The 19958-nt window shown below is 61.6% G+C and carries 24 protein-coding genes and 2 tRNA genes; 14 read left to right on the forward strand and 12 right to left on the reverse strand.

Features of this window, described 5'->3' with window-relative positions:
• Nucleotides 1-28: 28 nt before the first annotated feature.
• A complete protein-coding gene (locus tag PQR27_RS14860; RefSeq protein WP_408525496.1) occupies nucleotides 29-478 on the reverse strand; it encodes an NUDIX domain-containing protein in 450 nt (149 codons plus the stop codon).
• Nucleotides 479-563: 85 nt separating this feature from the next.
• Nucleotides 564-953: an RT0821/Lpp0805 family surface protein gene (locus tag PQR27_RS14865; protein ID WP_408524369.1), complete on the reverse strand. Its 390-nt coding sequence runs from the start codon at nucleotides 951-953 to the stop codon at nucleotides 564-566.
• 293 nt (nucleotides 954-1246) lie between these two features.
• Here PQR27_RS14865 and PQR27_RS14870 point away from each other — a divergent pair, with 293 nt between their 5' ends.
• Both PQR27_RS14870 and PQR27_RS14875 read left to right on the forward strand, forming a co-directional pair.
• Entirely contained in the window at nucleotides 1247-1486 is a 240-nt protein-coding gene (locus tag PQR27_RS14870) for a hypothetical protein (protein ID WP_408524370.1), read from the forward strand.
• 144 nt (nucleotides 1487-1630) lie between these two features.
• Nucleotides 1631-2014 carry a DUF427 domain-containing protein gene (locus PQR27_RS14875; RefSeq protein ID WP_408524371.1) on the forward strand — a complete coding sequence of 128 codons (384 nt, stop codon included), beginning with the start codon at nucleotides 1631-1633 and terminating at the stop codon, nucleotides 2012-2014.
• A 64-nt stretch (nucleotides 2015-2078) separates the two neighbouring features.
• Here the strand turns inward: PQR27_RS14875 and PQR27_RS14880 are convergent.
• The 3 genes from PQR27_RS14880 to PQR27_RS14890 form a co-directional block, all read right to left on the reverse strand.
• Nucleotides 2079-2152, reverse strand: a tRNA-Arg gene (locus tag PQR27_RS14880).
• A gap of 305 nt (nucleotides 2153-2457) precedes the next feature.
• Nucleotides 2458-3288 (reverse strand): undecaprenyl-diphosphate phosphatase, encoded by an 831-nt coding sequence (locus PQR27_RS14885; protein ID WP_408524372.1) that lies wholly within the window; start codon nucleotides 3286-3288, stop codon nucleotides 2458-2460.
• 299 nt (nucleotides 3289-3587) lie between these two features.
• Entirely contained in the window at nucleotides 3588-3713 is a 126-nt protein-coding gene (locus tag PQR27_RS14890; RefSeq protein ID WP_408524373.1) for a UDP pyrophosphate phosphatase, read from the reverse strand.
• Between the two features lie 186 nt (nucleotides 3714-3899).
• On the opposite strand from PQR27_RS14890, the gene PQR27_RS14895 reads away from it, so the two are divergent.
• The 4 genes from PQR27_RS14895 to PQR27_RS14910 all read left to right on the forward strand — a co-directional run bounded on the left by PQR27_RS14895 (nucleotide 3900) and on the right by PQR27_RS14910 (nucleotide 6718).
• On the forward strand, nucleotides 3900-4808 hold the full coding sequence (locus PQR27_RS14895) for an aldose epimerase family protein (protein WP_408524374.1): 909 nt from the start codon (nucleotides 3900-3902) through the stop codon (nucleotides 4806-4808).
• Nucleotides 4809-4990: 182 nt separating this feature from the next.
• Complete coding sequence (locus tag PQR27_RS14900) at nucleotides 4991-5710, forward strand: peptidoglycan DD-metalloendopeptidase family protein (RefSeq protein ID WP_408524375.1); 720 nt, start codon at nucleotides 4991-4993, stop codon at nucleotides 5708-5710.
• A gap of 141 nt (nucleotides 5711-5851) precedes the next feature.
• Nucleotides 5852-6178, forward strand: coding sequence for a hypothetical protein (locus tag PQR27_RS14905; protein ID WP_408524376.1), 327 nt, complete (start codon nucleotides 5852-5854; stop codon nucleotides 6176-6178).
• Between the two features lie 216 nt (nucleotides 6179-6394).
• Nucleotides 6395-6718, forward strand: a complete 324-nt coding sequence (locus tag PQR27_RS14910) for a hypothetical protein (RefSeq protein ID WP_408524377.1) — start codon at nucleotides 6395-6397, stop codon at nucleotides 6716-6718.
• A 126-nt stretch (nucleotides 6719-6844) separates the two neighbouring features.
• Here the strand turns inward: PQR27_RS14910 and PQR27_RS14915 are convergent, their stop codons facing one another.
• Nucleotides 6845-7561: a pentapeptide repeat-containing protein gene (locus tag PQR27_RS14915; RefSeq protein ID WP_408524378.1), complete on the reverse strand. Its 717-nt coding sequence runs from the start codon at nucleotides 7559-7561 to the stop codon at nucleotides 6845-6847.
• 111 nt (nucleotides 7562-7672) lie between these two features.
• On the opposite strand from PQR27_RS14915, the gene PQR27_RS14920 reads away from it, so the two are divergent.
• Nucleotides 7673-7981 (forward strand): DUF2288 domain-containing protein, encoded by a 309-nt coding sequence (locus PQR27_RS14920; protein ID WP_408524379.1) that lies wholly within the window; start codon nucleotides 7673-7675, stop codon nucleotides 7979-7981.
• The gene (locus PQR27_RS14925) at nucleotides 7978-9333 is read left to right on the forward strand and encodes an MATE family efflux transporter (protein WP_408524380.1); all 1356 of its coding nucleotides are present in this window, start codon (nucleotides 7978-7980) and stop codon (nucleotides 9331-9333) included. Before PQR27_RS14920 ends, PQR27_RS14925 begins: the two co-directional genes overlap by 4 nt.
• 57 nt (nucleotides 9334-9390) lie before the next feature.
• On the opposite strand, the gene PQR27_RS14930 is transcribed toward PQR27_RS14925, so the two are convergent.
• The gene (locus PQR27_RS14930) at nucleotides 9391-9561 is read right to left on the reverse strand and encodes a hypothetical protein (protein ID WP_408524381.1); all 171 of its coding nucleotides are present in this window, start codon (nucleotides 9559-9561) and stop codon (nucleotides 9391-9393) included.
• A 152-nt stretch (nucleotides 9562-9713) separates the two neighbouring features.
• Here PQR27_RS14930 and PQR27_RS14935 point away from each other — a divergent pair, with 152 nt between their 5' ends.
• The 5 genes from PQR27_RS14935 to PQR27_RS14955 all read left to right on the forward strand — a co-directional run bounded on the left by PQR27_RS14935 (nucleotide 9714) and on the right by PQR27_RS14955 (nucleotide 12185).
• On the forward strand, nucleotides 9714-9887 hold the full coding sequence (locus PQR27_RS14935) for a hypothetical protein (protein ID WP_408524382.1): 174 nt from the start codon (nucleotides 9714-9716) through the stop codon (nucleotides 9885-9887).
• A gap of 222 nt (nucleotides 9888-10109) precedes the next feature.
• A complete protein-coding gene (locus PQR27_RS14940) occupies nucleotides 10110-10268 on the forward strand; it encodes a DUF3309 family protein (RefSeq protein ID WP_408524383.1) in 159 nt (52 codons plus the stop codon).
• A gap of 106 nt (nucleotides 10269-10374) precedes the next feature.
• Nucleotides 10375-10451: transfer RNA gene (locus PQR27_RS14945), tRNA-Pro, on the forward strand.
• 240 nt (nucleotides 10452-10691) lie between these two features.
• A complete protein-coding gene (gene sixA, locus PQR27_RS14950; protein ID WP_408524384.1) occupies nucleotides 10692-11150 on the forward strand; it encodes a phosphohistidine phosphatase SixA in 459 nt (152 codons plus the stop codon).
• A gap of 222 nt (nucleotides 11151-11372) precedes the next feature.
• Nucleotides 11373-12185, forward strand: a complete 813-nt coding sequence (locus PQR27_RS14955) for a GNAT family N-acetyltransferase (RefSeq protein ID WP_408524385.1) — start codon at nucleotides 11373-11375, stop codon at nucleotides 12183-12185.
• Between the two features lie 96 nt (nucleotides 12186-12281).
• On the opposite strand, the gene PQR27_RS14960 is transcribed toward PQR27_RS14955, so the two are convergent.
• On the reverse strand, nucleotides 12282-13862 hold the full coding sequence (locus PQR27_RS14960; protein ID WP_408524386.1) for a Ppx/GppA phosphatase family protein: 1581 nt from the start codon (nucleotides 13860-13862) through the stop codon (nucleotides 12282-12284).
• A gap of 202 nt (nucleotides 13863-14064) precedes the next feature.
• On the opposite strand from PQR27_RS14960, the gene ppk1 reads away from it, so the two are divergent.
• Nucleotides 14065-16128, forward strand: coding sequence for a polyphosphate kinase 1 (ppk1, locus tag PQR27_RS14965; protein ID WP_408524387.1), 2064 nt, complete (start codon nucleotides 14065-14067; stop codon nucleotides 16126-16128).
• A 76-nt stretch (nucleotides 16129-16204) separates the two neighbouring features.
• Here the strand turns inward: ppk1 and phoR are convergent, their stop codons facing one another.
• From phoR to pstB, 4 genes are all read right to left on the reverse strand, one after another.
• On the reverse strand, nucleotides 16205-17518 hold the full coding sequence (phoR, locus tag PQR27_RS14970; RefSeq protein ID WP_408524388.1) for a phosphate regulon sensor histidine kinase PhoR: 1314 nt from the start codon (nucleotides 17516-17518) through the stop codon (nucleotides 16205-16207).
• Between the two features lie 123 nt (nucleotides 17519-17641).
• Nucleotides 17642-18343 carry a phosphate regulon transcriptional regulator PhoB gene (gene phoB, locus PQR27_RS14975; RefSeq protein ID WP_179733302.1) on the reverse strand — a complete coding sequence of 234 codons (702 nt, stop codon included), beginning with the start codon at nucleotides 18341-18343 and terminating at the stop codon, nucleotides 17642-17644.
• A 26-nt stretch (nucleotides 18344-18369) separates the two neighbouring features.
• Nucleotides 18370-19074 (reverse strand): phosphate signaling complex protein PhoU, encoded by a 705-nt coding sequence (gene phoU / locus PQR27_RS14980; protein WP_408524389.1) that lies wholly within the window; start codon nucleotides 19072-19074, stop codon nucleotides 18370-18372.
• 27 nt (nucleotides 19075-19101) lie between these two features.
• Nucleotides 19102-19950 carry a phosphate ABC transporter ATP-binding protein PstB gene (gene pstB, locus PQR27_RS14985; RefSeq protein ID WP_408267660.1) on the reverse strand — a complete coding sequence of 283 codons (849 nt, stop codon included), beginning with the start codon at nucleotides 19948-19950 and terminating at the stop codon, nucleotides 19102-19104.
• Nucleotides 19951-19958: the final 8 nt, after the last annotated feature.

Here is a 19958-nt window from a genome sequence, read left to right on the forward strand (position 1 = left end):
ATCCACCAGGCTGCCACGCGTTCAGCCGCTAGAGCGCCCCATGCAGCTCCGCGAGCGAAAGCGTGGTCTGGAAGAGCCGCGTGAGACTGCGGCTCGCATACCGTTCGACTTCATCCGGCGCGGCCCATCTGTAGGCGTCCATTTCGGGGATCAGCGTGCCGTCTGAGCGACGTGGAAATAGTGACGTACAGGTGCAGGACGTCAGATCCAGTTCGTCGTCCGTGGCGCGCGCGGCGAACAGATGCAGATCCTTGTCGCGCCGGTAGACGAACAGGCCGAGATCTTTCAGACGCTCCGCAGCGATCGCGATGCCGGTCTCCTCGACCATCTCGCGCAGCGCCGTCACGTGCGGCGCTTCGCCTTCTTCCCCGTGCCCTTTCGGAATGTCCCAGTGCGATGTCTCGGTGGCGTGCGCGAGCAGCACCCGGCCGCGCGGGTCGAGCAGGACGATGCCACACGAGACAACTCGTGCGCTCATCATCGCCTCGCCCCGTAGCGCTCACGCCCGGCTTCGAGCCGCGCCGGGCGGAAACCGGCGCGCGTCGCCATGCCAACCCGCATGCTTAGTGCTTTTTCTGCAACTGCCAGTTGCCACTGCCCTGCTTGCAGAACTGCGGGCGCAGATTCATCGATTGTCCTTTCGCGTTCAGCACGACGCCGACGTCACGGCAGGTGCGCTCGCCGTCCTTCGCGGTGCTGGCGATGGTGATGGTCGCGTCGATCTTGACGCTATTGCCGGTGCCTTCGTTGACCCAGTTGACGCTTTCGCCATCCTGCTTGTCATTGAGCGCAGCGAAGACGGCTTTCTTGACCGAATCGACATCGCGTTGTTTCATGTAGCTGATCGGCGTGTCGTTCAGAAAACCGAGGTTGGCCGCTTGCGCGCCGATTGCGCCGCCAAGCAGGAGGCCGCCGACGGTCAGGTGAAACAGGGCACGGGTTCGCATCGACATAAAGGATTCTCCTCGAAGAGTGTTGCAGGCGGGCACGGGTACGCTGACTGCGGCGCGTGATCTGGACCTCAAAAGCATAGCATGTCGCCCTTGAGGTGACCGTCTGAGGTCGTCGCGCGACCACCTTGCCGCCGGCGTCCGCGGACGTCTTGTCCATCGTCATGTTCATGTTGGCGGGCGGATGCGCGCATTGCCTTCCCAGTGTTTTAGGAAATGTCTCATACCTTCTTGGTGAAAGCCTTTCTAAGATCGGACATTACCCCACAACGCTGGTCACGCTCGAACGCTCTCTCATGGATACCTCCCTCGCCCTCGAAATTTTCGCCGTCGTGCTCGCGCTGTTTTGTGTGCTGCTCATGCCGGTCGCCATCCGGCGCGACCCAGGCCTCGCACGGCGCATTGTGCGCATGGATGGCTTACCGCGCCCGCGTTGGCCTAACCTGCTGACACGCGTCGGCATTGCTTGCGTACTGGCATCGTTCGCCTTGCTCTTGATCGGCTGCTACTACATCCTCGCCGGCGCACGGGGCTAATGCGCGGACGGCAGCGCTGACACAACGCGTTTTTGTTACCGGCGTATGCTTCGACCGAGGGCGCGATCGTTCCCGTCGATGGCCGCTCGAAACCCACCGCAGTGCGTTGCACACCCCGCCCCACTTATCCAGGAGCACGACAGCATGGCTGAACGAATCATCAAGGTCCCAGGTCCCGATCATCCGATCATGGTCGAACGAGGCAACGCGCGTGTGGTGGTGACCGTGGCAGGCCGCGTCATCGCCGACACCCGTCATGCGCTGGTGCTGCGCGAAGCATCGTATCCGCCCGCGTACTACATCCCGCGTAACGACGTCGAAATGACGCTGCTGGAACGCACCGATCACGCGACCTATTGCCCGTACAAGGGCGAATGCGCGTACTACAGCATTCCCGTTGGCGGCGAGCGGACGGTGAACGCGGTGTGGACGTACGAGTCGCCCTACGCGGCAGTGAAGGAGATCGCGCAACATCTGGCGTTCTACCCGGATCGGGTCGACTCGATCGACGTGCAGCTGGCGGCGTGAATGGCAAGGCGCGCGTCGTAGCGATGTCGCTTCGATGCGCGGCGCACGCGCCTGAAATATGAAGTACGGCAGGAGGGACTCGAACCCCCCACCCTCGGCTTAGAAGGCCGATGCTCTATCCAGCTGAGCTACTGCCGTAATGAAGAGAGGTGATGCCACGCACGCGAACGGCATGCATCACCCGCAATGAGAACCCGCACTCGGGCATTGAACCCTCTGTCGCAACGCGCCACAGGGTTTGTGGGATACCGAAATTCTAACTGACCAGGCCTGGTACTGGGTATCCCAGCGACTGGAAATCCCAAACCGGCTTCAGTGGCTTCACCGGCCGTCGCCACGCCTTAAACCAAACGGGCCCGGCAGGTTGAGCCGGGCCCGGATTATAACCGATCATCTCCCGCTCGCCAGCACGTGACGGCCAGCGGCGGAGCAATCCAACGCAATCAGACCGGTTGCGGATGCAACATGAACCAGCCGAGGAAGACGATCCCGGCGATCACGCAATACACACCGAACGACGCCAGACGGCCGCGTCCTTCGAAATAGCGCATCAGGAAGCGCACGCTGAGATAAGCGGCGATCGCGGTCAGCACGCCGCCGAGCAGCGCGTCGGCCAGTTGGCCGGGTGCATGGAACAGCTTCGGCAATTCAAGCACGCCGGCGGCGAAGATGATCGGCGTGCCGAGCAGGAATGAAAACTCAGCCGATTTTTCCGCCGTCAGGCCGGCCGCATTGCCCGCGATCATCGTCAGACCGCTGCGCGAGAAGCCCGGAATCAATGCGCCGATCTGCGCGAGACCGACAAAAAACGCCTGGCGGAAAGTCAGCTTCTCCGGCGCCTGATGCGCACGTGTACGTTGCAGCCGATCGCCGAACCACAGCAACACACCGTTGACGATCAGCGCGAGCGCGACAATGCGCAGATCGTGGAAGAGCCGTTCAAGCCGCTTTTCCAGCAGCAGACCGACGAGACCGGCCGGGATTGTGCCGATAATAAGCGCCCACATCATGTGCGCGTCATCGTTGCGACGGCCGCCAAAGGACGCGAAGAAACCGCGCACCAACGCGCACCAACGCTTGCGGAAGTACCACAGCAGCGCGAGCGCCGTGCCGAGATGCAGTGCGACGAGGAACGGCAGCAACTGCGGCGCATGCTTGTCGATATGCATACCAAACAAAGCGGGCACGAGCAGCGTATGACCAAGACTGCTCACCGGAAAGAGTTCAGTGACGCCTTGCAGCACGCTCAGGAAAATCAGAAACGACAGGTTCACGCGGCGGTCCTCTTTGTAAGCGAAATGTCGGGGTAAAGCGCGCCGCGTAAGGAAACCGGCAGCGCGTCAAAGGCGCACCGATTATGCCTGGCTGGAATGTCAGCGCCAAGCTTTTGAACCACCTGGGGGGAAATATTGATGCAGTGCGTCACAACTCGAAACCGTTTTACGCACCAGAAAAAGAAACGGGCCGCCGTAACGGCAGCCCTGCGATCATGCGGATAGAACGTATTATTTAAGCGCCAGATGCGTGCCGGGACTCGCAATAACGAAGCAGCAAAGATGAGGCTGAGGTTGGATCAGCGTTCGAGCGTGTAGAAGAAGTAGACCGTGCTTGCCGCGAACATGCCGAACAAAGCCACACCCATTGCCATTGCGAGATCCATGAAGCCTCCTGAACGTTCTCGCCCGGCAGTCGAGGACACCGGGCACTTGTATGAATTATCGACAGGGACCGCGCTTGTGCGACACCCGCAATTTCCCCAGAAGGGTTTCCCCGTAGCGCAAAGCAGCGCAAAATCGGTCTCTCGCAGGGTGTCGCGCGACGCTTGCCGCGCGCCCATGCCTCGCGATCCATTGCAATCAACCCACAACCAACCAGCTCATCGACCATGCCGCTTTCCCCGCAACAGGACATTCTCGAGATCGCCCAGGACGCCTCCGTGCTGCGCTTCGCGCCGCAAGCCGGCGGCCGGCTTCTATCGTGGCTCATCGACGGCGAAGAAGTGATTCATTGGCCACAGCACGCCGACTGGAGCGTGCCCGCGCGGATTCGCGGCGGCAACCCGTTGCTGTTTCCGTTTCTCGGGCGGCATCGCGTGGACGGCAAGATCGGCTATTGGCGTGATGCCAACGGCACCGTACGCGAGTTGCCGATGCACGGTTTTGCGCGCGACCTGCCGTTCGAGGCGCATGCGGATGTGCACGGCGCCGGTCTGCGCATGGTCCTGCGCGACAGCGAGGCAACCCGTAGCGGCTATCCGTTCGGCTTTCGCTTCGAAGCCGCATATAGCCTCGCCGATGCGCACACGCTCGACGTGACGCTGACCACCGAGAATACGGGCGACGCGCGGCTGCCCTACTACGCCGGCCACCACTTCTACTTCACGCTGCCGCACGGGCAACGCGGTGAGACAACGCTGGAGTTGCCGCGCACCAAACGGTGTTACCAGCAGGCCGATGGCTCGATCAGCGCCGCGGAGCCGGGCGAGCCGCGCTATACGCTCGACGAAGCCCGCATTTACGACCGTTTTCATTGCCTCGACGGCGCGCCGGACCAGCCTGTGCGCATCGTCGCGCCTGGCCTGAACCGGCTCATCACGATCGACTTGCAACGTCCGGACTCGGTACCCTGGTACGCAGTGACGACCTGGACCGAAACCCCGGAGTCGGATTTTTACTGCGTCGAACCCTGGCTGGGCCTGCCGGACGCCATCCATAACGGCTTGGGCCTGCGCTGGCTCGAGCCGGGCCAACGCGAAACGGCAGCCCTGCGCATCACTGTCAGCGCGCTGCGCTGATTTCCCTTTTTTCCGCAGTGTCCTTGGTGAGTTTCGCGGCGTTTCGCCGCGTTTCCACTGCGGACGGGCGCCTTGCCGCCCGTTTTTCGGATGCTGCAGCGCAAAACCGTTAGAATCGGACGCTTTTGCATCTATCTGCCGCGTGATCGGGATCGGCGCGTGGCAGCGCTTTGCGAGGTCCAATGCTGGGAACAACAAGAATGATCAAACGGGTGGCCTGCGCGTCATTGCTCGCGCTACTCGCCGCGTGCGGGTCTGCGCCGGTGGGTCCGGGGTTTTATCGCGTCGAACGGGGTGACACGCTGTCGAAGATCGCGCGCAGCAACCGGCAGTCGGTGCAAAGCATCACACGCTGGAACAATCTGACGAACCCGGACAGCATCGAGGTCGGGCAGGTGCTGCGCGTCGCACCGCCTGGTGGTACAGCGGGTACCGCGTCGACGGGTGGCGCGGTGCGCAGCAACGGCGGCGCAAGCGCTTCGGCCGCACCGCGCGCAGCGCCCACTGACACTGCGCCGTCGCCCACGCCGGCGTCCTCGATCTCGCTGGTGTGGCCGACTGACGGCACGGTGATACGGCGCTTCGACGGCGCCAATTCGAAAGGTATCGATATTTCGGCTGCCGCGGGCACGCCGGTGGTGGCCGCCGCACCTGGCACGGTCGTCTATGCCGGCAATGGTCTGCGCGGCTATGGCAATCTGCTCATCCTCAAACACAACGCCGAATATCTGACGGCCTATGCGCATAACCGCGCGCTGCTGGTGAAGGAAGGCCAGGCTGTCACCCGCGGCGAAAAGATAGCCGAGATGGGTGACACCGACACCGACCGTGTCATGCTGCATTTCGAACTGCGTTATCAGGGCCGCTCGATCGACCCGTCGCGCGCCCTGCCGCCCCGCTGAGCGCCTGATTGCCGCTTGCTGAGCGGCAGCGGGCACGCGGACTGCACGTGCGCTCCCGGGAACCCAGCGCGCTGTAAACGCTCAATCTGATACACGACGTGGCGCTTCGCCACGCCTCTTATCATCTGTAAGGAATTTGCAATGAAGAGCGCATTTGCGTCGGCGGCGATGGCCGCAGCGGTTGGCCTCGGCCTGCTGACGCTCGGCAGCCTGAGCGGCTGCTCCAGCACAACCACCAGGACCTATCTGCCGAGCGGCGACACCGGTTTCGCGATCAACTGCAGTGGCAGTGACGCCAGCTCCAGCTGGGCGGAGTGCTACAAACGCGCTGGCGAAGTCTGCGGCAATTATGGCTACGACGTCGTATCGAAAGACGTCGACAACGGCGCCACTTCCGGCGGCACGGTAGGCGGTATTTTCGGCGCGAACGTGAAAAACCGCTCGATGGTGGTTCGCTGCAAACAGTAAGGGTGCCGAAACAATCGGGCCTGGCGCATCGCGGTTGAATCGGCCATGGCCGGGGCAAAAAAAAGCCCGGCACGGGGCCGGGCTAACGGGGGTTCGGCGCATATCGGCAAAGGACCGGTTCACCATGCGCCAGAACGAAATCTAACAACCCGCTTATAACCGTGCAATCTATTAATTTCGCATGCAATGTGATGCGCCGCACGGAGTCCGCATTACGTGAAGCAAAATCACGCAAATCAACGGCCTAAATCACATTCGCTTTTCGACGTGAAGCGCCATAAAATCGGCGAATCAAAAACGGCAAACTGGCTGACCAGCGGCGCAAATCAAGCACCTTCAGGAATCGCGCCTAAAACACTGACGAAAGGCCGTTGTCTGATTTCCGCTAACCCCGCCTGGCTTGAGCTGGACGCTTTTGCGCCGCATGCCTTTGGTGCGCCAACGCACCATCCACGACGATTAAGTTATTTTAACGGCGCCAATAAACAATTTAATTCACAAAATGCAAAATCGCGAATAGCGAACAACTCACACTTTTAAATCCACTGACAAATCGCGAAACCGTAAAACCCCTGCTTTTATTCACGCAATTAATCGGATGATAGGCGCTCTTGCCAATTCATTCCAGTCGGCCGATTGGCTTAAACCGGCCAACTCCGTGCGCGTTTACACCACTCGCAAACCGAGTTCGGTCACGAGCACCGCGGCCTGCTGATGGGAAATTGTCGCGCCCTTGAACAGCGCTGCATCCACGAGCCGCACACCGCTCAGGTCCGCTTCGCGCAGATCCGCCCCGTCGAAGCGCGCGCCCTTCAGATGGGCGTCCTTCAGGCTGCCGCCATCGAAGATCGCTTCGCGGAAATCGACCCCGGCCAGATCGGCGTCGGAGAAGTCGAGCTGTTGCAATGTCGCCTTGCGAAACGACAGGCCGCGCAAATGCGCGCCTACCAGGAGGGTTTCGACAAAGCTCAAGCCCAGCGCGGCACAGCCTTCGAAATTCGCGCCGGTGAGCTTGCAGCTATGAAACGACGCCGAGGCAAGTTTCGCGCGCCGCCAGCTGGTGTTGTTCAGATCGCTCGACTGAAACGCCGCATCCACCAGATCGGCCGACGCAAAATCCGCTTCACGGCCACGGCAACGGACCCAGCGGGTATGCGACAGCGTCGCGCCGAAAAACGAAGTCTCAACGATCGTGCAGCGATGGAATTCAGCGCCCCGCAAATCGAGTCGCGACAGATCAGTGCCTTCGAAATCGCAGTCGGTGAAATGGAGCGGCTCCTGGCTTGCCGCGACGAGGCGCTCCATGTCAGCGCGCGTGGGGGTAGCGTCGCTGATGACGTGAGCTTGCGCGCCCGAAGCCGGCGCCGTTGAATCCAGTGACATGAAGGTTCAGAATGAATTTCGAAAAAGGCCCTAAGCGTACCGGAACGCGCGCCGCCATGGCGGTGCTCGCCGATGGTTTATAGTAACGGCCCCGTCAGAATCCCCCTTACGATGACTTCCAACGACGCCAACCATAGCCCGCTGTACGCCCAGCTGCTCGCGGAAACCGCCAAAATCGGCTGGTCTGAACTCGAGCGTTTTTTTGCGCGCGGCATGCTGCTGCGCGTCGCGCGCGACCTCGATCTGGTCAGCGTCGCCGAAGCCATCGCCAGCGACGACACGACCCAGGTGACGCAATGGCTGTCCGCCGGTCTCGTCGAGCGGGTGCAGGCAGAAACGGCCACTGACTTCGCCGCGCGCGACCCCGACCTGTGGGCAGTGGTCGTTTCCCCGTGGGTCTGCGTGCAGGAACGCAATTGACCGAAACCGCGCTCGGCGCGAGCGCGCCCGCCGTACCCGTGCGCTGGCACCGGCGCGTGCTGACGCTCGCGTTTCCCATCGTCCTTGCCAATCTGACCCAGCCGATTCTCGGCGCGGTCGATACCGCCGTCGCCGGGCATCTGGACGGCGCGTCGTATCTCGGCGGCGTCGCGCTCGGCGGACTGTTCTTCAACTTCGTGTTCTGGGGCTTCGGCTTCCTGCGCATGGGCACCACCGGTCTCGTCGCGCAGGCGCATGGCGCGGGCGACCAGGCCGGGCTGCGCAACAACGTGGTTCGCGCGCTATGCCTCGCTGCTGCGATCGGCGCGATGGTGCTTGCGCTGCAAGTGCCCCTGATCGGCTACGCGCTGCGCGCGATCGGCGGCAGCGACGCGGTGCAAAGGCACGCGCAACTCTATTGTCACGCGCGGATCTGGGCGGCGCCGCTTGCTCTGGGCAATTACGTTGTGCTGGGCTGGCTGCTCGGCACACAACAGGTGAGACTTGCCCTGCTTTCGCAAGTGTTCATCAACAGCGTGAACATCGCGGCGGTGCTCCTGTATGTGTACGTATTCGACTGGGGCGTGGCCGGGATCGGCGCCGCTACGGCCACCGCTGACGCGCTCGGCTTCGTGCTCGGCGCCGCGTTGCTTTGGCACGGACGGCCACGCGGCCTGCCGCCCCTGAGCCGCGCGGCGTTGTTCGACGCAGCGGCGCTCAGGCGCCTGGTGGTACTCAATCGTGACATCTTCGTACGCACGCTGTGTCTGCTGTCATCGTTCGGCTGGTTCGCGCATCTCGGCGCAAGACAGGGGGATGCCACCCTCGCCGCCAACGCGCTGCTGCTGAATTTTCAGACCTTCATGGCCTATGGGCTCGACGGCTTCGCACATGCGGCCGAGGCGCTGGTAGGCGCTGCGATCGGCGCACGCGACCGCCACGCCTTCGCACAGGCCATCAAAGTGACCGCGCTGTGGTCCGCGCTCGGCGCGTTGGCTTTCTCGCTGGTGTACTGGGGGGCCGGGGCATGGATCATCGACCGTCTGACCGACCAGGCCGCCGTGCGTGCCACGGCTGAGACGTATCTGCCGTGGGCCGCGCTCTCGCCGGTGATTTCGGTGTGGGGCTTTCTGCTCGACGGCGTGTTCATCGGCGCGACGCGCACGCGTGAATTGATGATGTCGATGGTCGTGTCGTTCGGCGTATTCGTCGCGGCGTCGTGGGCATTACTGACGCTGTACGGCAATCACGGCTTGTGGGCCGCGATGCTGATCTTCATGGCCGCACGCGGGCTGACGCTCGTGCGCTTTCTGCCGGGTGTCGCGCGTGGCTTGCCGGGCGCGGCGGCGTAAAGCCGCCGTCAGTTTGACCCGTCTCAAAGCGAAATATGCCGCGCAAGGCGGTTACGCTTAAGGTGCGGCAGACGTCGGCGTCATTGAGGGCGGGCGATCATCGGTGGGCACGCCGTGATAGTCGGCCGGATCTTTCGGCGGCGGACCGCCATGATGGCCGGAAGGATCGTTGGCACAGCCGGCGAGGCCGGCGCCGAACAGCAACGCAATCAGCAGAACGCGGTTCATAAACTCTCGAGACAAAAGGAAATAACGGCAACGAAGCGCCGAGAGTCTACCTGCAATGCACATTTCATGACGCCGGGACGCGCTGCCTACCCTGCCATTTCGTCGCGTGTGACCTACTATTAAGGCACGGTCGCATGTCATAGGAGACTGCCATGGACGCTGAATCGATCGCAGGCCTGGTCGGACTTGCAATAGGTTTGCTCGTGCTGCTTGCCTTGTCGATTTTCGAATCGAGAACCTACCGGCGCGAACACGATGGCGAAGGCATGGTGCATCACTGGATTACTCACCAGCACATGCCGCACTGGATGCGCCGCCGGCACTGAGAAGCGTTGGCAGGAACCCGTCAATCGTCTGCATAACCTGGCGCGGTGCGCACACCGCGCCTGTTTCGCTGTACCCCACCTGTCATTTCCCTTCGGGCACACGCCTTGCTGACTAACAGCTTGCAAGGCAAGCGTGTATTGCGCGCCATCGTCCCGGCACAAGCGTGCCGGACCAATCACAGGCGGCCCAGTTGTTCCGCGGGCCCGACAGGGAGAAGTCGAATGACTATCGGTACCATCCTGCTTATCGTGCTCATCATCCTGCTGATCGGCGCGTTGCCGAGCTGGCCGTACAGCAGTGGCTGGGGTTATCGGCCGACCGGCCTCCTCGGCGTCGTCCTGATCATCGTGATCGTGCTGCTGTTGATGGGACGAATATAGATCCACGGATATAGAGAACAAGCACACAGCTTTGAACTCCCTTTTCGGTCCGGCGCAATTCGTGATTGACTCTGGCACCCAATGCCACGTAGAATCTCGGATTCGTCGGAGCGTAGCGCAGCCTGGTAGCGCATCTGATTTGGGATCAGAGGGTCGTAGGTTCGAATCCTATCGCTCCGACCACGAAAAGCAGTACGAAACCCGCGTCGCCTCCGGCTTCGCGGGTTTTTGCTTTTGGGCGCCTTATCAAGCCAAACTCGCAAGGCAAACTCGCAATCCAAACGCAAACGCGCAAACGCGCAAACGCACGACCCAATCACAACCCGAGCGAGCCATTGCCTTGCGGCCTGACGGGCCCGCATGCGACAGTGATTGAAAAACCGGCACTGCAGTTTCCGCCGCAACACAGTCAAGGAGACATCGATGAATCTGATCCTCTGGCGCCACGCCGAGGCCGAAGATTTCGCCTCCAGCGATCTCGCCCGCGCACTGACCACGCGCGGCCGCAAACAGGCGCAAAACATCGCCAAATGGCTGCGCACCCGCCTGCCTGAGGACGCCGTGATCCTGGCGAGTCCCGCGGTTCGCACCATCCAGACCGCGGAAACCTTGAGCGACCAGTATCGCGTGGTACGCGAAATCGCCCCCAACGCGAGCGCCGACGACGTGCTCAAAGCCGCCGGCTGGCCCGACGGCATCGCACAGACCGTGGTGATCGTCGGCCATCAGCCGACCCTCGGCCATGTCGCCGCCCGCCTGCTCGCCAATAGCGAGACCAGCTGGCCGCTAAAGAAAGCCGGCGTGTGGTGGATCTCCAGCCGCGAGCGCGACGGCGACGAACAAGCCGTGCTGCGCGCGGCGATGAGCCCCGATCTGATCTGAAGGCCACGGTTGCCGGCGCCGCAGCGATGGCCTCTCAGACCGCCCAGCTCGTCTCCGGGTCGCACAGAAACAACACTCTCACGCGTAACGCGTGACATTACAAGCCGTGGGCACGGACCTTACGGCCAGTCATCCAATCGTCATGGCTTTGCCATGCGAGCGTCACCAGGCGTTACTACATTGGCGAAAAAACGAATCTCCTTTTTTCGACCAGGACGCCCCATGCGAGAACTGCCGACGCCCACCCTGCCCCTCGCTTCGCTCTTCGAATCGCGCCGTCTGCCGCGCGCCGAAGAAACGGTCACCGCCCAACATCGCCTGCAAGTCAGCTGGGCGCGTTCCGACGAAGAACTGCGCGAAGCCCAGCGTCTGCGCTACCGCGTGTTCGCCGATGAAATGGGCGCGCGCCTGACGGGTCCAGCCGGTCTCGACGTCGATTCCTTCGATTCATACTGCGATCATCTGCTGGTGCGCGATCTCGACACGCTGAAAGTAGTCGGCACGTATCGCGCATTGCCGCCGCATCAGGCCGCGCGTATCGGCCGCCTGTATGCGGAAAGCGAATTCGACGTGTCGCGCCTCACCCACCTGCGCGCGAAAATGGTGGAGGTAGGCCGTTCGTGCGTGCACCCGGACTATCGCAGCGGCGCGGTGATCATGTCGCTGTGGGCGGGTCTCGCCGCCTACATGAAGCACAACGGCTATGAAACGATGCTCGGCTGCGCGAGCGTCGCGATGGTCGACGGCGGCCACTACGCGGCCAACCTGTATTGCGCGCTGCGCGACAGCGCGCTGACGGCGCCGGAATATCGCGCGTTTCCGCACACGCCGCTGCCGGTCGACGAATTGCAGACGGGCGCGGACGTCGCGCCGCCGCCGTTGGTGAAGGGCTATCTGCGCCTTGGCGCGAAAATTTGCGGGGCGCCCGCCTGGGATCCCGACTTCAATACCGCGGACTTTCTGACGCTGTTCCGTCTGTCGGATATCAACGCCCGTTATGCGCGGCACTTTTTAGGCGATGCAATGCCGCGCTAAGGCCAGGTAGCCCCTTCAACTGATCGCGCCTGCGATAGACGCAAAAAAGCCCGGCAATTTAAGTTGCCGGGCTTTTTTGCTGACGACGAATGCTTTTCAATCCTCCGTATAGACCACACGATACGGAATACCGACCTTCTCCCACTCGGCCGCTTCCTGAATCAGGCTGTAATCGGTCAGCGGATTGTTCGCTACCCACTCATTGGGCAAACGCACTTCATAACCACCGTTCACCTGCGCTACCGCGATACCGGGCAAGCCGACGTCGGCACGCCGGCGGCACAGCAGCGCGGCAAGCCGCAGACAGAACAGCAGCGGCCATTCCACCTCGCGCGTTTGCGAGAGCTTGCCGAGCTTGCCCGCGTGGCCGAGCACGAGCGCAGCGAGCCGCGCCTGATCGGTGCGCGAAAAACCCGGCATATCCGCATTGCTCGCGATATAAGCCGAATGCTTGTGATAAGCGCTGTGCGAAATCGACAGCCCAATCTCATGCAAGGCCGCGGCCCAACCAAGGAACATACGATTTTCCACGCGGCGCTCGTCGTCTGGCTCGGAGAACTGATCGTAGAAACTCACTGCCAGGTCGCCAATGCGCCCCGCCTGCGCCCGATCGACCCCATAGCGGCGCATGAAGCCCTCGGCGGTGACCGTACGCATGTCTTCGTGCTGCGAGCGGCCCAGCAGGTCGTACAGCACGCCCAGACGCAGCGCGCCGTCCGTTGTATCGACGTAATCGACACCGAGTTCGTCGAACACCGCCAACATGATGGACAGACCGCCGGCCAGCACCGGAATGCGGTCGCCCTTCAACGCGATGAGCTTCAGACGGTTGACGTTTTCCGCCTTGATCAGCGCGCGCTTGAGCCGCTCGAGCCCGCCGCGCGAAATGCCGTGCGTAATGCCCGGGTCGTTGAAACCGTTCGCCTCGACGAGTTCCGCGAGCGCGCGCGCCGTGCCTGACGAGCCGATCGCCTGCTCCCAACCGGTTTTCTTGTACTCGGCGGAAATGATCTGGATTTCGCGGCCCGCGGCGAGTTCGGCCTGACGCATCGTGTATTCGTCGACATTACCCGCTGGAAAGAACGCGCGGCTGTGGCTCACGCACCCTATATAAAGGCTTTCCATCTTGATCGGCGTGTAATGCGAGCCGATGATGAATTCCGTCGAGCCGCCGCCAATGTCGACCACGAGACGCTTGCCCGCGCTCGCGGGCACCGAATGTGCAGCGCCTGCGTAAATCAGACGCGCTTCTTCGCGGCCGGCAATCACTTCGATCGGAAAGCCGAGCGCGGCTTGCGCCTCGCCGAGGAACTCGCCCGCGTTCTTGGCGATACGCAGCGTATTGGTGGCAACCGCGCGAACGTGATCCGGATGAAAATCCCGCAACCGTTCGCCGAAGCGCTTGAGCGCATCCCAGCCACGCACCTGCGACGCGCGATCGAGCATCTTGTCGCGCGACAAGCCCGCGGCGAGACGCACCGGCTCACGCAAGGCGTCGACCTGATAGATCTGACTACCCGCTTCGGTTTCTTCGACCCGGCCTACGATCAGCCTGAAGCTGTTCGAACCGAGATCGACGGCAGCGAGAAGTTGTGGAGGATTGACCATCGGTTGTGCGGACCCCATGCGCGCGAGCGCGGCGGCCCGGGAAGCAACCGCGCTGTTCAAAGACGCCATTTTAAGCGTACCGGACCTCACGATGTCACCTCGCAGCAATGGGGGTCCACCATGGTCCCACATACACTGAGTCATATTGACGACACGCGACGAATCCAGCGTAGAATTTGCAAGATCCCAAATGTCATAACAACGTCATCATACTGTGAGAATTTCCGAGCGTCTTCATGCATCTCTTCCTGACATTCCATTCTCGCTGCCGATGTCCATCCGCTACCCCCTTTTGAATCGCGAGCTGGGCATTCTGGGTTTCAACGAGCGTGTGTTGGCGCAAGCCGCCGACCCGGCCGTCCCGTTGCTTGAACGCCTGCGTTTCATCTGCATCACCAGCAGTAACCTCGACGAATTCTTCGAAGTCCGTATGGCCGGACTGCAGGAGCAGATGCGCGACAACCCGGGCGCGCTCTCGCCGGACGGCATGTCGTTGCAGCACGTGTACGACCTCGTGGTCGAACGCGCGCAGAAGCTCGTGCATCGCCAGTACGCCATGTTGCACGACACGGTGCTCACCGCACTTGAAGCAGAAGGCATCTATTTTCACGGCACCGAAGGGTGGAACGAGGCGCAAACGGAATGGGCGCGCAACTACTTCTTCGACGAACTGCTGCCGGTGCTTACACCGATCGGCCTCGATCCGGCCCACCCGTTTCCCCGCGTGCTGAACAAGAGTCTGAACTTCGTCGTCGAACTGGAAGGCAAGGACGCATTCGGCCGTCAGGCAATGATGGGCATCGTGCAGGCGCCGCGCGCGCTGCCGCGCCTTGTGCGCATGCCGCAGGCGTTGTCGGGCTATCCGCATGGCTTCTTGCTGCTCAGCTCGCTGCTGCAACACTTTGTCGGCGAGCTGTTTCCGAATCTGGTGGTGCGCAGTTGCAACCAGTTCCGCATCACACGCAATAGCGAACTGTTCGTCGACGAAGACGAAATCACCAATCTGCGCGTCGCCCTGCAGGGCGAACTGCCGGCGCGGCATCTGGGCAATGCGGTGCGGCTCGAAGTGTCGGCGGAGACGCCCGCGCATGTCGTACGGCGCCTGCTCGATGAAAGCAGTCTGTCGGAGAAAGACTGCTACTACGCCGACGGCCCCGTGAATCTGGTGCGACTGATGCAATTGCCGGAGATGGTCGACCGGCCTGATCTGAAGTTCGTGCCGCACATCCCAGCGATTCCGCCGCAGATCACCAACAGCACCAGCCTGTTCGACGTGCTCGATCAGGGCGACGTGCTGCTGCATCATCCGTATGAGAGCTTTCAGCCGGTGCTCGAATTACTGTTGCAGGCCGCCAAGGATCCGAACGTCGTGGCCATCAAGCAGACCATCTATCGCACCGGCACCGATTCGCCGCTGATGGATGCGTTGATGCAGGCCGCGCGCAACGGCAAGGAAGTCACGGTGGTGGTCGAACTGCTGGCGCGTTTCGACGAGGAAACCAACATCAACTGGGCCTCGCAGCTCGAAGCGGTAGGCGCGCACGTCGTGTACGGCGTGGTGGGCCACAAGTGCCACGCGAAGATGATGCTGATCGTGCGGCGCGTGTCGGCCGGTGGCAAGACCTCGTTGAAGCGCTATGTTCACCTGGGCACCGGTAACTATCACCCGCGCACCGCACGGCTTTACACCGACTTCGCCCTGATGACGGCCGACCAGAAAATCTGCGAAGACGTGCATCACGTCTTCCAGCAGTTGACCGGCATCGGTGGCGAATTGAGGCTGCATGAGTTGTGGCAATCGCCTTTCACACTGCATCCCAAGCTGGTCGAAGCGATTCGCGCTGAAGCCGAGCATGCGCGCGCCGGCAAGAAGGCGCGCATCGTCGCGAAGATGAACGCACTGCTCGAGCCCACCGTGATTGCCGAGTTGTACGAAGCATCGCAGGCAGGCGTCAAGATCGATCTGATCGTGCGTGGCGTGTGTTCGTTGCAGCCGGGCGTGCCGGGCCTGTCGGAGAACATTACGGTGCGTTCGATCGTCGGGCGCTTTCTCGAACACCATCGTATCTTCTACTTCTACGACGCCGGCAAGGAGCAGGTGTATCTGTCGAGTGCCGACTGGATGGACCGCAATTTCTTCCGCCGCGTCGAAGTGGCGTTCCCGATCAACAACCGTCGCCTGAAGCGGCGGGTGATTGCCGAAGGCCTCTCGGCGTTTCTCGGCGACAACCAGTCCGCATGGCTGATGCAAAGCGACGGCCACTATCGCCGGCGGCGGCCGGGCAAGTCGTCGCGCAATGCGCAGATGAGCCTGCTCGGGAAATTCTGTTCGTGAGGCGAGCGGCCTCGCGAACGAAGCTTATAAAAAAGCCCGCCATTCACAAGACGGGCTTTTTTTCAGCCTGACATGCTCAAACCGGTGCGGGTTGCCGGCGCGCGGTGCGATACGCCGGGAAGCGCACAGTGAACGTGCTGCCGCGCCCCACTTCGCTCTTCACGTCGAGTTGCGCATCGTGCCGTTGCAGCACGTGCTTGACGATCGCCAATCCTAGCCCCGTGCCGCCGGTATCGCGCGAGCGGCTGCGATCAACGCGATAGAAGCGCTCGGTCAGACGTGGAATATCCGCTGCCGGAATGCCCAGACCGCTATCGGTGACCGAAAACACCGCGTGACCACCGCTGGAATGCCAGCTCACGCGTATCGCGCCGCCGTCCGGTGTATAGCGGATGGCGTTGGTCACGAGGTTGCCGAATGCGCTGAGAATTTCCGTTTCGACGCCCGTCACCGTCAACCCTTCGTCCGTGTCGAACACGATCTTGTGATGGTCGCTCGACAGGCTCTGTGCATCGTCCTGCAGATGCCGCAATACTGCGCGCATATCGATCATCTGATCGCTTGGCGGCTTGTTGTCGCCCTCGAGCTTCGCCAGCACCAGCAAGTCGCTCACAATGTGGCGCATGCGCGAGGCCTGCTGCTCCATCAACTCGAGATAGCGCGTGCGTTCGGTTTCGCTCAACGGCAGCTCGCGCATCGTCTCCAGAAAACCGGAGAGCACGGTGAGCGGGGTTTTTAGTTCGTGCGAAACGTTGGCGACGAAATCGCGTCGCATCGCGTCCGTGCGTTCGAGTTCGGTGATGTCCTGCGAGAGCACCAGCTTGCGATTTTCGCCGTACGGAAACACCTGCACCGAGAGCACGTTCTGGCGCTTTTCGCCCATGCCGCGCATGATCAGCATTTCCTGGTACCGGTGCGAATTCAGATAGCGGACGAATTCAGGCTGACGCACCAGATGCGTGATGTGCTGACGCAGATCGCGTTTGGCGTCGAGCCCGAAATGAAGTTCGGAGATGGCGTTGCACCACTCGATCTGATCGTGATCGTCGAGCATGGCGACGCCGTTCGGCGAGGCCTGAATGGCCTGAATGAAACGCGAATGCTGTTGCTCGACCTGGCGCACCTGCGCATGCCAGCGCTTCGCGAGCTTATGCAAACGGTAATAGATTTCGCCCCAGATGCCCGGCGCGCTCGGCACTTCGCCATACACTGGCGCGTCGAGCAGACGCCACAACCGTTGCTTGTGGAAGGTGCTGATGAGGCTCTGCGCGAGCAGCAAGACGATCGCGAGGATCAGTCCTGCCTTGATGTTCACGAGTGCGCCGACCACTCCGCACAGAACAGCTAGCAGCACGACCGACACGACGGAGCGCGCCCAGATGATGTTCATGTTCTAGCGATCGAAGAGAAAAACGTACGCGCCAAGACCCGCCCTCGCGGCACCTGGCGCCACCAGCGTCACCTGCGTGACGTATCTGGTGTACGCGCAGTGTTACCGTATCCAGCCAGCTGACTAGGCGCTCTTCGCAAGCCGGTAACCGCTGCCGCGCACCGTCTCAATCATAGCATCGCAGCCCGCCGGCTTGAGCGCTGCGCGCAGACGCTTGATGTGCACGTCCACCGTGCGCTCTTCGACAAACACGTGATCGCCCCACACCTGGTCCAGCAACTGCGTACGGCTGTGCACGCGTTCCGGATGCGTCATGAAGAAGTGCAGCAGACGGAATTCGGTCGGACCGAGATCGAGCTTGATCTCGCTGCCTTCCGCATGCGCGGCGACGCGATGCGTGGCCGGATCGAGCTTCAGACCGTTGATCGCGACCAGGTCTTCGGTCAACTGCGGCGCGCGGCGGCGCAACACCGCCTTGATACGCGCCATCAGTTCTTTCGGCGAAAACGGCTTGGTGACGTAGTCGTCCGCACCGATCTCGAGGCCGAGCACCTTGTCCTGTTCGTCGCCACGCGCGGTCAGCATGATGATCGGAATATGCCTGGTGCGCTCGTTGTTGCGCAGATCGCGGGCGAATGCAATGCCTGATTTGCCCGGCAACATCCAGTCAAGCAGGACGAGGTCGGGCAGCACGTCGCTGATCAGGTTCTGCGCCTGCTCCGCGTTATACGCGCGAATCGGGCAGTGTCCGGCGTGTTGAAGATTGACCGAAATCAGTTCGGAAATGGCGGGCTCATCTTCAATGACGAGAATGCTGCTGGGCATCGGCACCTCTGGTCCTTATCTCTGGATTAACTGAGCGCTTCGCGTTCGAGCGCGTCGCGCGATTTGTGCCGCACGTCGGTGCCCTTGACGATGTAGATGATGAATTCGGCGATGTTTTTCGCGTGGTCGCCGATCCGTTCGATTGCCTTGGCGATAAACAGAAAATCGAGGCCCACCGAAATCGAACGCGGATCTTCCGTCATGTACGAGATCAGCTTACGAACGAACGCGCGGAATTCCTCATCGATCGCCTTGTCGTCGCGCACAATCTGCGCGGCCGCCACCGTGTCCAGACGCGCAAACGCGTCCAGCGCGCGGCGCAGAATCGACACCGCCATTTCGCCCGACAATTTGATTTCGGCGATATTGATGGTGCGCGAGGCACCGTCTTCCATCAGGCGCTTGGTGCGCTTGGCGATTTTTTCGGCTTCGTCGCCGGCGCGTTCCAGATTCGTGATGGTCTTCGAGATCGCGATCAGAAGGCGCAGGTCACGCGCGGCCGGCTGACGGCGCGCGATGATGTTGCTGCACTCCTCGTCGATCTCGACTTCCATCTGGTTCAGGCGAGCTTCTGCGGCGATCACCTGCTCGGCGATGTCGAGATCGAATTCATTGAGCGCCTGCATCGCATGGACGATCTGCGATTCAACGAGGCCGCCCATTTCGAGCACCTTTGAGGAAACCAGGTTCAGGTCGGCGTCGAACTGACTGGACAGGTGTTTGTCGGACATGTCGTACTCCCTTATGTGCTTGTCGGCTTAGCCGAAGCGGCCGGTGATGTAATCCTCGGTTTCCTTGCGGACCGGCTTGATGAAGATCTTTTCGGTGTCCCCAAATTCGATCAATTCGCCGAGGTACATATAGGCAGTGTAGTCCGAACAGCGCGCCGCCTGTTGCATGTTGTGGGTCACGATCACCACCGTGTAATCGCTCTTCAGTTCAGCGATCAGTTCTTCGATACGGCCCGTCGAAATCGGGTCGAGTGCGGAGCACGGTTCGTCGAGTAACAGCACTTCCGGACGGATCGCAATGCCGCGCGCGATGCACAGGCGCTGCTGCTGGCCGCCCGACAAACCGTAGCCGCTCTGGCCCAGCTTGTCCTTCACTTCGTTCCACAACGCAGCCTTGGTCAGCGCCCATTCCACTCGGTCGTCCATTTCCGAGCGCGGCAGCGTTTCGAACATCTTCACGCCGAACGCGATGTTGTCGTAGATCGACATCGGAAATGGCGTCGGCTTCTGGAACACCATGCCGATACGGGCGCGCAGCAGCGAAATATCGCGCTTGGACGTCAGCAGGTTTTCGCCGTCCATCAGGATCTCGCCTTCGGCGCGCTGCTCCGGATAGAGCGCGTACATCTTGTTGAGCGTGCGCAGCAAGGTAGATTTGCCGCAACCCGACGGTCCGATGAACGCAGTCACCTTGCCTTCGGGAATCCGCAGATTGATGTTCTTCAGCGCGTGATACTTGCCATAGAAGAAGTTCAGATCGTTGATTTCGATCTTCGGACGCGACGGGGCTTGCGCCTGGCCACTTTGGGCGGGATCGAAACCGGCGGGCGCCGTCGGACGCACGGTCGGATTGAGTTGAGTTTCTGCCATATTCATCGGATTAC

The sequence above is a fragment of the Paraburkholderia fungorum genome, assembly GCF_046027215.1.
Taxonomy (GTDB): Bacteria; Pseudomonadota; Gammaproteobacteria; order Burkholderiales; family Burkholderiaceae; genus Paraburkholderia; species Paraburkholderia fungorum_D.